General features: G+C 71.1%; 14 protein-coding genes. 2 read left to right on the top strand and 12 right to left on the bottom strand.

The window, feature by feature from the left end; genetic code table 11:
* Positions 1-3 precede the first annotated feature (3 nt).
* From AC1D1T_RS10845 to AC1D1T_RS10800, 10 genes are all read right to left on the bottom strand, one after another.
* Positions 4-744 carry an arginyltransferase gene (locus AC1D1T_RS10845; protein ID WP_465113303.1) on the bottom strand — a complete coding sequence of 247 codons (741 nt, stop codon included), beginning with the start codon at positions 742-744 and terminating at the stop codon, positions 4-6.
* Complete coding sequence (gene aat, locus AC1D1T_RS10840) at positions 741-1,502, bottom strand: leucyl/phenylalanyl-tRNA--protein transferase (protein WP_465113304.1); 762 nt, start codon at positions 1,500-1,502, stop codon at positions 741-743. The genes AC1D1T_RS10845 and aat overlap by 4 nt, the downstream gene beginning before the upstream one ends.
* Positions 1,503-1,517: 15 nt before the next feature.
* The gene (locus tag AC1D1T_RS10835) at positions 1,518-2,504 is read right to left on the bottom strand and encodes an XdhC family protein (protein WP_465113305.1); all 987 of its coding nucleotides are present in this window, start codon (positions 2,502-2,504) and stop codon (positions 1,518-1,520) included.
* 157 nt (positions 2,505-2,661) lie between these two features.
* Positions 2,662-2,856, bottom strand: coding sequence for a hypothetical protein (locus AC1D1T_RS10830; protein WP_047506063.1), 195 nt, complete (start codon positions 2,854-2,856; stop codon positions 2,662-2,664).
* 145 nt (positions 2,857-3,001) lie between these two features.
* A complete protein-coding gene (locus AC1D1T_RS10825; protein WP_082004400.1) occupies positions 3,002-3,655 on the bottom strand; it encodes a DUF3299 domain-containing protein in 654 nt (217 codons plus the stop codon).
* A gap of 14 nt (positions 3,656-3,669) precedes the next feature.
* Positions 3,670-4,944 carry an ABC transporter permease gene (locus tag AC1D1T_RS10820; RefSeq protein WP_477825124.1) on the bottom strand — a complete coding sequence of 425 codons (1,275 nt, stop codon included), beginning with the start codon at positions 4,942-4,944 and terminating at the stop codon, positions 3,670-3,672.
* The gene (locus AC1D1T_RS10815; protein ID WP_477825123.1) at positions 4,941-5,666 is read right to left on the bottom strand and encodes an ATP-binding cassette domain-containing protein; all 726 of its coding nucleotides are present in this window, start codon (positions 5,664-5,666) and stop codon (positions 4,941-4,943) included. Before AC1D1T_RS10815 ends, AC1D1T_RS10820 begins: the two co-directional genes overlap by 4 nt.
* Positions 5,660-6,202, bottom strand: coding sequence for a DUF2796 domain-containing protein (locus tag AC1D1T_RS10810; RefSeq protein WP_477825122.1), 543 nt, complete (start codon positions 6,200-6,202; stop codon positions 5,660-5,662). The genes AC1D1T_RS10815 and AC1D1T_RS10810 overlap by 7 nt, the downstream gene beginning before the upstream one ends.
* Positions 6,203-6,282: 80 nt before the next feature.
* On the bottom strand, positions 6,283-6,627 hold the full coding sequence (locus AC1D1T_RS10805; protein WP_465113309.1) for a hypothetical protein: 345 nt from the start codon (positions 6,625-6,627) through the stop codon (positions 6,283-6,285).
* Between the two features lie 28 nt (positions 6,628-6,655).
* A complete protein-coding gene (locus AC1D1T_RS10800) occupies positions 6,656-7,267 on the bottom strand; it encodes a hydrolase (protein WP_477991870.1) in 612 nt (203 codons plus the stop codon).
* Between the two features lie 50 nt (positions 7,268-7,317).
* Between AC1D1T_RS10800 and AC1D1T_RS10795 the strand changes: the two genes are divergently transcribed.
* The gene (locus tag AC1D1T_RS10795) at positions 7,318-7,956 is read left to right on the top strand and encodes a TetR/AcrR family transcriptional regulator (RefSeq protein ID WP_477825120.1); all 639 of its coding nucleotides are present in this window, start codon (positions 7,318-7,320) and stop codon (positions 7,954-7,956) included.
* Between the two features lies 1 nt (position 7,957).
* On the opposite strand, the gene AC1D1T_RS10790 is transcribed toward AC1D1T_RS10795, so the two are convergent.
* A complete protein-coding gene (locus AC1D1T_RS10790) occupies positions 7,958-8,176 on the bottom strand; it encodes a hypothetical protein (protein ID WP_465113312.1) in 219 nt (72 codons plus the stop codon).
* A 181-nt stretch (positions 8,177-8,357) separates the two neighbouring features.
* Here AC1D1T_RS10790 and AC1D1T_RS10785 point away from each other — a divergent pair, with 181 nt between their 5' ends.
* On the top strand, positions 8,358-10,895 hold the full coding sequence (locus tag AC1D1T_RS10785; RefSeq protein ID WP_477825119.1) for a response regulator: 2,538 nt from the start codon (positions 8,358-8,360) through the stop codon (positions 10,893-10,895).
* A gap of 307 nt (positions 10,896-11,202) precedes the next feature.
* Here AC1D1T_RS10785 and mltA read toward each other — a convergent pair.
* A partial coding sequence (mltA, locus tag AC1D1T_RS10780) for a murein transglycosylase A (protein ID WP_477991869.1) occupies positions 11,203-12,683 on the bottom strand: 1,481 nt, incomplete at its 5' end.

The following is a 12,683-nucleotide window of genomic DNA, read 5'->3' as shown; positions in this document are numbered from 1 at the left end:
GCTTCACTCGGCGGGCGCGTCGCGCCACTGCCCGTCCAGCAGCACCTCGTGCGGACGGAAGTCGGCCTTGTAGGCCATCTTGTCGCTCTCGGAGATCCAGTAGCCGAGGTAGACGTGGCGCAGCTTCAGCAGCCGGGTCTGCTCGATCTGCCACATCACGTTGTAGATGCCGTAGCTGGTGCGCGGCTCGGGCTCGTAGAAGGTGTACACCGCCGACAGGCCGTCGTTCAGGATGTCGAGGATCGACACCATCTTCAGCGCGCCCATCCCGTCGGGCGCCGGCTCGCGGAACTCGACCAGCCGCGAGTTGACTCGGCTTTGCAGCAGGAACTGGGTGTACTGGTCGATGCTGTCGTTGTCCATGCCGCCCCCGCTGTGGCGGCCGGCCTGGTAGCGCAGGTAGAGCTGGTAGTGCTCCGGCACGAAGCACAGCCGGAGCACGCGCGCCTGCAGGCCCTGGTGCTGCTTCCAGGCGCGGCGCTGGCTGCGCGTCGGCTCGAAACCCGCCACCGGCACGCGCAGCGGCACACAGGCGCGGCAGCCGTCGCAGAACGGCCGGTAGGTGAACATGCCGCTGCGCCGGAACCCGTTGGAGACCAGGCCCGAGTAGGCGTCGGCGTGGATCAGGTGGCTGGGTGTCGCGACCTGCGAACGCGCCATCCGGCCGCCCAGGTAACTGCACGGGTACGGCGCGGTGGCATAGAACTGCAGCGAGGCGAGCGGAAGCTCTTTCGGATGGGTCACGAACCAGGTCCCTGCACGGGCGCACCGGGATCCAGCAGCGCCCACATCGAGGGATCATAGGACCATTCCCGCACCGGGGGCTCCCTGAGTCTGGGGGGCAAACCGGTTTCGAATTGTTCGCGTGGAATCTCCCGCGCCCCCAGTGACGCCAGGTGACCGGTGCGCTGCTGGCAGTCGATCAGCGTGATGCCGTTCGCCCGGCAGAACGCGACCAGGCCCGACACCGCGATCTTCGACGCATCGGTGCGGTGCGAGAACATCGACTCGCCGAAGAACATCCGCCCGAGGCACACGCCGTACAGGCCGCCCACCAGCTGCCCGTCGATCCAGGTCTCGAAGCTGTGCACCGCGCCGAGCGCATGCCAGCGGCAGTAGGCCTGCACCATCTCCGGCAGGATCCAGGTGCCGTCCTGGCCCTCGCGGGGCGTGCCGGCGCAGGCACCGATCACCGATGCGAAATCGCTGTCGATGCGCAGCTCGCAGCCGGGATCGCGCGCGAAGCGGCGCAGCGTCTGGCGCAGCGAGCGCGACAGCTTGAATTCGGCCACCGGCAGCACCATGCGCGGGTCGGGCGACCACCACAGCACCGGCTGGCCCTCGCTGTACCACGGGAAGATGCCGTGGCTGTAGGCCTCGGTCAGGCGCTCGGGCGTCAGCTCGCCGCCGGCGGCCAGCAGCCCGGGTGCGTCCGAGCCGGGCGGCAACGCCTGGCGTGTATCGGGCAGCGGGGTGCGGGCGTCGCGCAGCCAGGGGATCAAGCGGTGGGGCTCCAGTCAGGCCGATACCGATACGGCGGCGCCGACCGGCTTCTTCTGCGTGACCCCCACGCCGTGCCGCACCGCGATGATCTCGGCCAGGATCGAGACCGCGATCTCGGCCGGCGAATTGCCGCCCAGGTTCAGCCCGATCGGGCCGTGCAGGCGGTCGATCTCGGTGGGCGACAGGTCGAACATCGCGAGTCGCTCGCGGCGCTTCGCGGTGTTGCTGCGCGAGCCGAGCGCGCCGACGTAGAACGCCGGCGACTTCAGCGCCTCCAGCAGCACCATGTCGTCGAGCTTGGGGTCGTGGGTGACGGCCACCACGGCGCTGTGCGGGTCGAGTTGCATCTCCAGCGCCAGGTCATCGGGCATTGCCTTGCTGAACTGCGTGCCCGGCACGTCCCAGGTGAGGTGGTATTCCTCGCGCGGGTCGCAGCAGGTGACCTCGAAGTCGAGCGCCAGCGCCATCTGCGCCAGCACGCGCGACAGCTGGCCGGCGCCGATGATCAACAGCCGCCAGCGCGGGCCGAACAGTGCGCGCAAGCAGCGGCCGTCGAACGCGAAGCCGTCGCCGCGCGACGCGGCCTCGACCTGCACCGTGCCGGTGTCGAGGTCGAGCAGCCGGGCGACGAGTTCATGCCGCTGCGTGCGTTCGAGCACCTCGTCGACCCAGGCGGTGTCCTGCAGCGGCTCCTGCACCAGCCGCAGGTTGCCGCCGCAGGGCAGGCCGAAGCGGGCGGCTTCTTCCTTCGTGACGCCGTAGGTGATCAGCTGCGGCCGCGCGACGCGCTCGCCGGTGCGCACGCGCTCGATCAGGTCGTCTTCGACGCAGCCGCCGGAGACCGAGCCGACCACCAGGCCGTCGTCGCGCATCGCGAGCAGCGCGCCGGGCGGCCGCGGCGCGGAGCCCCAGGTCTCGAGCACGGTGACCAGCCAGACGGCATGGCCGTCGGCGCGCCACTGGCGGGCCTGGGTGAGCACTTGCAGGTCGAGGCTGTCCATCGCGAAGCGGGTCGGGGAGGGACAGGCATCGTAGCGCTTGGGCAAGGGCCCTGCCGGCGCAGGGCCACGGAAGAAAAAACGCCTGAAGCCGGAGATCACATGTTGGGAGATGGCTTCAGGCGGGGAGGAATCATCAATGGAGGGGGCAGGGCGGCGATCAGGCGTCGTTGGCCTGCACGCGCTTGCCGATCACTGTCACCGCCGGCAGCTGGATCACCGTCATGCGGGACTCGGCGTCGGCCTTGGCGCGGGCTGCCGTCTGTGCGGCGGTATGGGCTTGCGCGGCGAAACCGAGCGAAGCGGTGGCGAGCAGGGCGAAGGCAAAGGCGATGGCGGAGAGGCGGCTGGTCATGGTGGGCTCCTTGGTGTGGCAGGGCAGCGGGGCTGCGATGGAGTGAACTCTAGGAGTCCGCCTCTTGCGCGCCCAGCGGCTTGCGACCAACTGCCGGAAAGCAGGGACCAACTGCGCTGCCGGCCGATGGCCCCTCACCAGGAACTCACCGGCTGCGCCGGTAGGCCTCCGTCACATCCCCCTCCATCCGGTACCCCGAGGTCCCGAGCGCCGTGTCGCTGAAGGCCGCGTGGATCGTGCCGCTGACCCACAGCGCGTCCATCGTGCGCACGCCGGCCAGCGGCTTCGCGAGCTTCACGTGGATGGTCTGGTTGGCCGGCGGCGGCGGCACGTGGATGCAGGCACCGAAATAGGGCACCAGCAGGAACTCGCGCAGCTGGTCGCTCTCGCCTTCCAGCGGCACGACGAAGCCGGCGATGCGCACCCGCTGCTGGTCCATCGCGGCATTGGTCGGCGCGTTGTTCCAGGCCCGCTTCAGCCGGTCGAGCGCCGCCTGCGCGCGCGGATCGCCGTCGCCGAACATCCGGAAGCTCAGCGCCTGCACGTCCTTCATCGGGTCCCAGTCCTTCGGCGTCAGGTCCTCCCAGGTCGTCAGCTTGTAGCCGCCGGCCACCGCCGCGCTGGCGGCGCGCGCCGCGACGGCCGGCGCCAGCTTGTCGCCGATGCGGTAATCGGCCGCATCGGTCTTCGGGCTGTCGGGCACCTTCGGGCCGTCGGCCGCATCGCTGCAGGCGCCGCACAAGGCCAGCACGGCCGCGAACACGCCACTCCAGACGGTCTTTGTCTCGATCCTGTTCATCATGATTCCTTTCATCACAGGCGCGGCGTCAGGCCGTCCGACAACGACAAGCGGCAGGCCCGCCACGCCGGCAGCCCCCCCGCCACCAGGCCGGCGGCGAGCACCAGGCCGATCAGCTTCCATTCCCCCACGCCCGACACGCCGGGTGCCGGCGCGCTGCCGAACTGCCCTTGCAGCCACGGCCCGGCGAGCAGCGAGAGGCCGGCCAGCAGCACGAGTGCGAGCGCGGTGCCGAGCAGCGTCGCGCCGACGCTCTCGGCCACCAGCAGCGCCGCGATGTGGCGCGGCCCGGCGCCCACCGAGCGCAGGATCGCCAGCTCGCGCCGCCGCTCGTTCAGGCTTGCGAGCACCACCGCCACCAGCCCGGCCAGCCCGACCACCAGCACCAGCGCCGACACCGCGAGCAGCGTGCGCTCGACCACGCCGACCACCTGCCACAGCTGGTCGAGCGCGACGCCGGGCAGCACCGCCAGCAGCGGCTCGCCGTCGAACTCGTTGATCTCGCGCTGGGCCCGGAACACCGCGCCGCGCTGCTCGAGGCCGACCAGCACCGCGGTGATCGTCTTCGGCGTCAGGTCGAACTTGCGCACCAGCTCGGGCGCGATCGCGAGACCCGGGATCGGCGCACCGCCCTGCCAGTCGAGGTGGATCGCCTCGATCGCCTGCAGGCTGATGTGCACCGTGCGGTCGACCGGCGTGCCGGTCGGCGCGAGGATGCCGACGATCGTGAACGGCTTGTCGGCATGCTCGGCCAAGCCTTCTCCGCCGCTGCCGTGGCTCAGCGTGATGCGCTGCCCGATCGCGTAGTGCAGCGAGCGTGCGACCTCGGCGCCGACCACCGCCTCGAACACGCCGTCGACGCTGCCGCTGAACGCCCGCCCCTCGGCCACCACCAGCGGCCGGCGGTAGCCGTAGCGGAAGTGCTCGAAGTAGCCGGTGTTCGTGCCCAGCACCGCGAAGCCGTGATGCGAATCACCGAGCGACAGCGGGATGGTCCATGCGACGCCCGGCCGCTTCGCGAGCGCCTCGGCGCTGGCCCAGCGGATGTTGTTGGTCGCCTCGCCGAGCCGGAACACCGCGTACAGCATCAGCTGCACCGGGCTCGTGCGGGCGCCGACGACCAGGTCGGTGCCGGACACCGATTGCGCGAACGCCTCGCGCGCCGCGAGCCGGCTGCGCTCGACGCCGAGCAGCATCGTGACCGACAGCGCAATCGCGGCGATCGCGAGGCCGAGCGTCGCGCGGCGGTTCCAGGCGCTGGCGAGCGCGATCTTCAGCAGAGGCTTCATGCGGCCTCCTGCTGCAGCACGGCGGAGCGGTTCAGCTCGGCCAACGCCACCTCGCGCGTGAAGTGCGTGGCGAGCCGGCGGTCGTGGCTGACGAACAGCAGCGTCGCCTGCGCGGCGCTGCACTCGCGCAGCAGCAGCTCGATGAAGCGCTGCTGCGTGGCCGCATCGAGCGCCGAGGTCGGCTCGTCGGCGATCACCAGCTCGGGCCGGCCGAGCAGCGCCCGCGCCGCAGCCACGCGCTGCTGCTGGCCGACCGAGAGCTGGGTGGCCGGCCGCGCGAGCAGCGTGCGCGGCAGGTCGAGCGCTTCCAGCAGGCGGCGCGCCTCGTGCACCAGGTCGCCGTCGGAGGCAGCCTGCGCCCGCGCCGCGCGCAGCGCCGAGAAGCGGCACGGCAACAGCACGTTGTCGAGCACGCTCAGGTAGGGCACCAGGTTGAACTGCTGGAACACGAAGCCGACGTGGTCGACGCGGAAGCGGTCGCGCGCGGCGCCCGGCAGCGCGGAGACCTCCTGGCCGAGCGCCGTCACGCGGCCGGCGTCGGGCACCAGCACGCCGCCCAGCAGGCCGAGCAGCGTGCTCTTGCCGCTGCCGCTCGGGCCGTGCAGGAAGACGCGCTCGCCGGCCTGCACGCTGAAGTCGTCGATGTCGAGGCAGGGCGGCAGCGCGCGCTGCCAGCGAAAGCGCAGCTGCTGCACCTGCAGCAGGGGGGGCGGGCTCACCATGTGACGCTCCGGCGGCCCGGCAGCAGGTCGAGCGCGCGCTGGCCCGAGGGGGCGGCGACCTGCACCTTGAGCCGGCGCAGGTTGGGGAAGTGGCGCATCAGGTCGACGTCGACGCCGGCCAGCGCCTGCGGGGCGTCGCAGGTCCAGCTGAAGTCGGCATCGAGGTCGGCATGGCCGTCGCCGTCGGCCGGCGTTGCCTCGATCGACTCGCCGAGTGCGGCCGATGACGCGAGCCGCACGGTGGTGAGATGGCAATGCGCCGCGGCGGTCGGTGCGAACACGCCGCCGGCATCGCGCAGCGTGCGCGCCATCTGGCGCACTGCCGTGCGTTGCACGTCGGTGCGCGGCACGTGCTCGAAGCCGAGCAGGTTGTCGAGCGGGCTCTCGAGGCTGATCTGCAGTTGGGGGCCGTCGACGACGACGCGCAGTTCGGCGACGCCGTGCACATGGGCGCCGGGCTCGTGGGCCTGGGCGTGAAGGGAAGCGAAGGTGGAAGCCAGCGCAATGCAGGCCGGCAGCAGGGAATGGATCTTCATGACGCGTGGTTCCGGTGGGCCCGCGGCGACAGCGCGCGGGCAGGCACGAAGGCGCGCGGCCCAGCGGCCGCGGCGCACGTTCAGGACAGCGTCGAAAGGGGCGGAGCGCGGCTCAGGTAGGCCGGCTCGAAGCGCGCATCGCGCGCGGTGACCGGTGCGGCAGCGGCCAGTTCGAAGCGCGCCGACGACAGCGCCGGCAGCGCCACCTGCGGCGTGGCGGGGTGGTCGAGCTGCGCGCAGGCCAGGCACTGGGCGCACAGCGTGTCGGTGTCGGCCGCATTGGCAGAACTCGCCTGCGGCAAGGCCGCCAGCGATTGCCGCTGGTGCTCCAGCGCATGCCCCAGCACGTGCAGCACCGCCTGCTGCTGGCTGAACACCAGCAGCAGCGCGAGCAGGACGCGCCAGGCGACACGGGATGCGGACATGGCCGACAGTATGACGGCGGCTTGAATGTCAGACCATGTCGGTCGGTGTCGTGCCCGGTGAAGAAAGGATCTGCGCCRTGCGGCGCACATGGCCGAGCCGTGGCATCACGTACTGCATCGACGCCAGGTGCGGCTCGGCGAGCGGCGCGCTGCAGGCGTCCTCGGCGATCAGCAGCTGGTAGCCGAGCTCCCAGGCCGCGCGCGCCGTGCCTTCGACGCCGATGTGCGTGACGATGCCGCCCAGCACCAGCGTCGCGATGCCGCGCCGGCGCAGTTGTAGGTCGAGCTCGGTGCCGTGGAAGGCATTCCACTGGCGCTTGACGATCTGCAGGTCGCCGGGCGCGCTCGGCAGCGCTGCGGGGTCGTCCCACCAGTGCGCCGGCAACCCTCCTGGCGGCAACGGTGCGGGCTGGTCGGTGGTCTGCGTCAGCAGCTCGGGGAAGCCTGCGTGCCAGCCGACCTTCACGCGCACGACGAGCGCGTTCAGCGCGTGGAACCGGTCGGCCAGCGCTGCGGCGTTCGCGAGCACCGTGGCACTGTCGTGCGGGGCGCGGCCGAAGCCGGTGATGCCTTGCTGCAGGTCGATCAGCACGAGCGCGGTGCGGGCGGGGTCGAGCGGTGTGGAGTCAAGAGATAGCATGGGATCCTTCAGCGGCTGATTTGTGAGGGTGTCCTCGCAAAACAAATTCTATGAGGAAGTCCTCACAAAAGTCCAGTGCCCCGGGCTCGGGCGATGCCGCGCCGGTCGAACGCGTGCGCCGCCAGCGCGGGCACCAGCGCGTCGAGGTGCTGCTCGGTGCCGCGGCGCAGGTGTTCGCCGAGAGGGGTTATGACGCCGCGACGATGACCGAGATCGCGGCGCGCGCCGATTCGTCGATCGGCTCGCTCTACCAGTTCTTCCCGACCAAGCCCGAGGTGGCGCAGGGTGTGATCGCGCTGCAGGCGGGCGAATTGCAGGCACGGCTGGGCGCGATGGCCGAGGCGAGCGCCGGCTGGGATGTCGATGAGCTGAGTGCGCGGCTGGTGGTCGCGCTGATCGAGTTCCGCGCTGCCCATCCGTCGTTCGCGCGGCTGGTCGACTCGCCCGGCGCGCCGGCCGCGCAGGTGCAGGCGGTGCGCCAGGCGATGCGCGTGCAGCTGGCGCAGATCCTCGCGCCGCATGCGGCCGGCCTGGCGAAGGCGCGGCTGGCCGCGGTGGCGGTGGCGGTTCAGCAGGTGATGAAGGCGGCGGTCACGCTGAACACCGAGGCGGCGCCGGGCACGCGCGCCGCGCTGGCGGAACTGAAGGAGATGCTGCGCGTCTACCTGCGCGCCGCGTTGCAGGCCTGAATCAGGCGGCCAGGTCCAGCCACAGGTCGACCTTGGGTGCGTTCGGGTCGCGCGGCTTGCGCCGGCGATTCTTCTGTCCGCTGCCGTAGGTGGCGACCGGCGTCGTGATGCGGCGCAGGTCGTCGAGCACCGCGTCGGTGGGGGGCGCCTGGCGTGTCGATTTCGCCGGCACCGACGCTGCGTTGAACAGTTCACGCGGCAGGAACAGGGAATCGCTCATGGGGGCCTCGCTCGGTCGGGGATGTCGTGCCGCAGTGTGCGGCCGGCGTGTTTCAACGGGGCTTCCCTTCGGGTTTCATTTGTTGCACGCACCGCGACTTCCGGGCATAAGGGAAGGGCTCATCAGACGCACACGAACATACGCACGCACAGGCCGGCATGCCGGTCGACAGGGAGGTGGCGTGGGGATCAGTCATGACGCCGCCGTGCCGTCCATCGGGCACGATCCCGCGGCAGCATCCGACGATGACGGCCCGGCGTTCCTGCCGGACCAGGCGGCCAGCCCGGCGCAGCGCCGTCGCGCAACGACCATCATCGTGGTCTCCGTCCTGCTGTTCCTGGCCTTGGCACCGTTTGCAAAGGTCAAGCTGGCGCCCTTCCCGAGCTTCATCGCCCTCTATGAAACCGCGGTGGTCGTCAACGACCTGATCACCGCCGTGCTGCTGTTCGGCCAGTCGCGCGTGCTGCGGGCGCGGCCGCTGGCGGTGCTGGCGAGCGGCTACCTGTTCGCGGCCCTGCTGGTGGTCGGCCATGCGCTGAGCTTCCCGGAGCTGTTCGCGCCCGAGGGCCTGCTGGGTGCGGGGCCGCACAGCACGGCGTGGATCTACCTGTTCTGGCACCTGGGCTTTCCGCTGTTCGTGCTGGCCTATGCGTGGCCGCGCCGCGGCCCGCGTGCCGCCTCGCACCCGTTCGCGGTGCCGCTGTTCACGGTCGCTCTGGCGCTGGGGCTGATCGCGTTGGCAACCGCGGGTGCGTCGCTGCTGCCGGCGGTGATGCAGGGCTCGCAATCGACGCCGCTGCTGCGCGGGATGGTCGGGGTGATCTGCGTCGTCACGGTGCTGACGCTCGGCTTGCTGTGGCAGCAGCGCCGCCAGTCGGTGCTCGACCGCTGGCTGATGGTGGCGTTGTGCGCCTGGCTGTTCGACACCGCGCTGTCGGCGATGCTGAACGGCGGCCGCTACGACCTGGGCTTCTACGCCGGCCGGCTGTACGGTCTGCTGACCTGCAGCGTGGTGCTGTACGAGCTGCTGCTGGAGAACGGCTGGATGTACGCGCGCCTGGCGCAGGCCCATGCGGACGAGCGCCGGCGCGGCCGTGAACTCGCCCTGGCCCGTGACCAGGCGCAGGCCGCCGATGCGGCGAAGAGCCTGTTCCTCGCCAGCATGAGCCACGAGATCCGCACGCCGATGAACGCCGTGATCGGCCTGACGCAGCTGGTGCTCGACGGCCGGCTCGAAGCGCAGCAGCGCGGCCATCTCAACAAGGTGCAGACCTCGTCGAAGGCCCTGCTCTCGCTGCTGAACGACATCCTCGACTACTCGAAGGCCGAGGCCGGCCGCGTGGTGCTGGAGAGCGAGGAGTTCAGCCCGGAGGAAACGATCGAGAACGTCGGCAACCTGTTCGCCGTGAAGATCGAGGAGGCCGGGCTGGAGCTGGTGTTCGAGATCGACGAGGCCATTCCGCAGCGGCTGCTGGGCGACTCGCTGCGGCTGACGCAGGTGCTCAACAACCTGGTCGGCAATGCGATCAAGTTCACGTCGCGTGGCGAGATCGTCGTCAGTGCCGCGCTGCTGTCGCGTGACGAGGACGGCGTCGAGCTGCGCTTCGGCGTGCGCGACACCGGCATCGGCCTGACGCCCGAGCAGGCGGGGCAGCTGTTCCAGGTGTTCAGCCAGGCCGAGCGCAGCACCGCGCGGCGCTATGGCGGCACCGGGCTGGGGCTGGCGATCTGCAAGCGGCTGGTCGAGCTGATGGGCGGCACGATCGAGGTCCGCAGTGCGCCCGGCGAGGGCAGCCTGTTCACGTTCAACGCCCGCTTCGGGCTGGCGCACGAGGGTGCCGAGCGCATCGACCTGCATGCGATCCGCGGCATGCGCACGCTGGTGCTGGACAACCAGCCGACCGCGCGCGTGGTGTTGCAGCAGGTGCTGCAGAGCTGGCGCTTCCAGGTGGGCAGCGCGGCCTTCGCGGGCGACGCGATGCACAAGCTGAAGCGTGCCGATGCGCAGTCGCCGTACGAGCTGCTGCTGCTCGACTGGCGTTCGGCGGATCTCGATTTCGTGCACGAGGCGCGGCGCCTCATGGCCGAGCGCGGCGCGCCGCCGCTGGCGATCGTCGCGATGGCGACGCCGCACACGCTGGAGCGGGTCAGCGAGGCGCTGGGCGAGCTGCCGCTGACGGGCGTGCTGAGCAAGCCGGTCACGCCGTCGCGGCTGTTCGACACGGTGGTGCGGCTGCAGCGCGGCGAGCCGGCGAAGGGCACGCCAGCGGTGTCGCGCAGTGCCGGCTACGCCGAGCAGCTGAAGCCGCTGCGCGGCGCGCGCGTGCTGCTGGCCGAGGACAACCTCGTGAACCAGCAGGTGGCGCTCGCCTTCCTGGCCCTCGGCGAGCTCGAGGTGACGGTCGCGAACAACGGGCTGGAGGCGGTGGAGTGGGTCCGCAAGGCCCCCTTCGACCTGGTGTTGATGGACATGCAGATGCCGGAGATGGACGGGCCGCAGGCGACGCGGGTGATCCGGCAGTTGCCGCAGGGCGAGCACCTGCCGGTCATCGCGATGACGGCCGCGGCGATGGACGAGGACCGGCAGGAGTGCTTCGCGGCTGGCATGAATGCGCACGTCAGCAAGCCGATCGATCCGCAGGATCTGGTTCAGGCGTTGCTGGATTGGATGCCTGGGTCGGTCGTTCGGTCGTCCTCCGCGTCGCGTCGCGGCGGGTGAGGGGCTGGGCTGGTGGCTCATGCCGAGGCGGTCGTCGCCCCAGGKGGCGCCGACTCCACGAAGAAGCTCGGCTTCGGGGGTGCATCGCCAAACTCCCTCCACTCACTTCGTTCGTTGTGGTCAAACAGTGGCGATGAGCATGTCTACGAAGCGCGCTGGCGCGCGCCACCCCCGAAGCCAAGCTTCTTCGTCGCCTCAGAAATCGCCCCCAGCCCAGCCCCTCACCCGCCGCGACGCCAAGCACCACCMGCTCTTGTYGGGGGGAAAAGACTGAAGTGACCGACGAGCGTGCGGGTGCTCTGCAAAATCAGTCGGCCTCTGAGCAGAAGTCTCCGTCAGCCACCAGGCACTGCCCCGGCTCGACGTCGGAAGCGACTGCGCCACCCCGCGTGACGATCCGGCTGCTGGAAAGCCGCTTCGCCTCCGCCGTCGGCAACAACACCCACATCTGCCCGCGGTGCTTCGTGCTTCGGGCGTTCTGCCCGGCCTCGGAGCCGAAGCCCCAGAAATAGTCGGCCCGCACCGCACCGCGGATCGCGCCGCCGGTGTCCTGTGCGAACACCAACCGCTGCACCTGGATCGCCGAGCCCGACGGCGCCGGCGCGCTGAGGAACACCGGGTAGCCGAGCGGCGTCACCCTGGGGTCGACCGCTACCGAACGCCCCGCCGTCAACGGCACGCCCAGCGCCCCCTGCGGGCCCTCGGCCGCCGGGCGGTCGGTCACCGGCTTGAAGAACACATAGCTGGGGTCGGATACCAGCCGGCCCTGTGTGACTCGCGCCGGCGCCTTCGCAGACGCTGCTGCCGGCGCCTTTGCGCCGCCAAGCAGTTGGTCGACGAGGCTGTCCGATGCCCGCGACGGGCTGCGCGGCGCCGCCGGCACGGGCTTGCCGCCTCGCGTCACGACCGGTGCTTCATCCGCCACCGCCTCGTCGTCCTCCAGCACGAACTCCTGCGGCTGCTCCGCCGCCGCACCGGTGCCGCGCGTCACGACCTTCGTGCTCTTGACCGCTGCCACCCGCAACGGCTTGAACGGATGCCCGTTCTGCTCGGCGTACTGCACCCGCAGGATGCTGCCGTCGGGCAGGCGGATGCGCCCCGAGCCCTGCACCTGCATCGCATACAGCGCCAGCCCGTCGGCCACCCAGGCGAGCACCGGCGCGCCGATGTCCTGCGGCAGGTTCAGCGCCTCCAGCTCGCCCCGGGTGTAGTACGGCTCGGCACGGGCCGTGGCCCCGCTGCCGGTCAGCCGCACGCGCAGCCGGCGATCCCGGTCGTCCAGCTCGAAGCGGCGCAGGTCCATCGCGTAGCTGCCGGCCTGCGGCGCCGGCAGCACCACCAGCTGGTTGCCGTCCGGACGCACCGCGATCACGCCGCGCCGCTGCGCCTTCGGCACCCTCGACCAGTCTATCGTGTACAGGTCGCGCGGAACGCCCAGCACCGGCACGTCGTAGACGGCGCTGCGCTGGCGCTGGCCGTCCAGCAGCGGCTCGAAGTAGCCGGTGATGTCGCCCTCGCGGCTCGCATCGGTGTTCAGGATGCGCAGCAGCGAGAAACGGCTCTCGAAGAAGCCCCGCATCGCCGCCGTGTCGGCGGCCGGCACGCGCTGCGACGCGTCGCAGATCTCGCGCCATTCGTCGCGCTTGCGCAGCGCCTCGCACGAATTGCGGAACGCGCCCCAGCCGGCGCGCAGGTCGTCCTGCTGCCAGCCGGGCAGCTCGTCGAAGCCCGCCAGCTTGAAGACGGCGTTGCGGGTGCGCACCTCGCTCGGCGCCGCCACCCGCGCCA

Source organism: Rhizobacter sp. P2_H3, from assembly GCF_056403355.1.
Note: the sequence above shows the minus strand (reverse complement) of the source record. Positions and strands in the feature narration are given on the sequence as shown.

Coding starts and splice junctions, on each gene's coding strand:
- AC1D1T_RS10835 (WP_465113305.1), bottom strand. CDS start 2,504: ATGGACAGCCTCGACCTGCAAGTGCTCACCCAGGCCCGCCAGTGGCGC.
- AC1D1T_RS10830 (WP_047506063.1), bottom strand. CDS start 2,856: ATGACCAGCCGCCTCTCCGCCATCGCCTTTGCCTTCGCCCTGCTCGCC.
- AC1D1T_RS10825 (WP_082004400.1), bottom strand. CDS start 3,655: ATGAACAGGATCGAGACAAAGACCGTCTGGAGTGGCGTGTTCGCGGCC.
- AC1D1T_RS10820 (WP_477825124.1), bottom strand. CDS start 4,944: ATGAAGCCTCTGCTGAAGATCGCGCTCGCCAGCGCCTGGAACCGCCGC.
- AC1D1T_RS10815 (WP_477825123.1), bottom strand. CDS start 5,666: ATGGTGAGCCCGCCCCCCCTGCTGCAGGTGCAGCAGCTGCGCTTTCGC.
- AC1D1T_RS10810 (WP_477825122.1), bottom strand. CDS start 6,202: ATGAAGATCCATTCCCTGCTGCCGGCCTGCATTGCGCTGGCTTCCACC.
- AC1D1T_RS10805 (WP_465113309.1), bottom strand. CDS start 6,627: ATGTCCGCATCCCGTGTCGCCTGGCGCGTCCTGCTCGCGCTGCTGCTG.
- AC1D1T_RS10795 (WP_477825120.1), top strand. CDS start 7,318: ATGAGGAAGTCCTCACAAAAGTCCAGTGCCCCGGGCTCGGGCGATGCC.
- AC1D1T_RS10790 (WP_465113312.1), bottom strand. CDS start 8,176: ATGAGCGATTCCCTGTTCCTGCCGCGTGAACTGTTCAACGCAGCGTCG.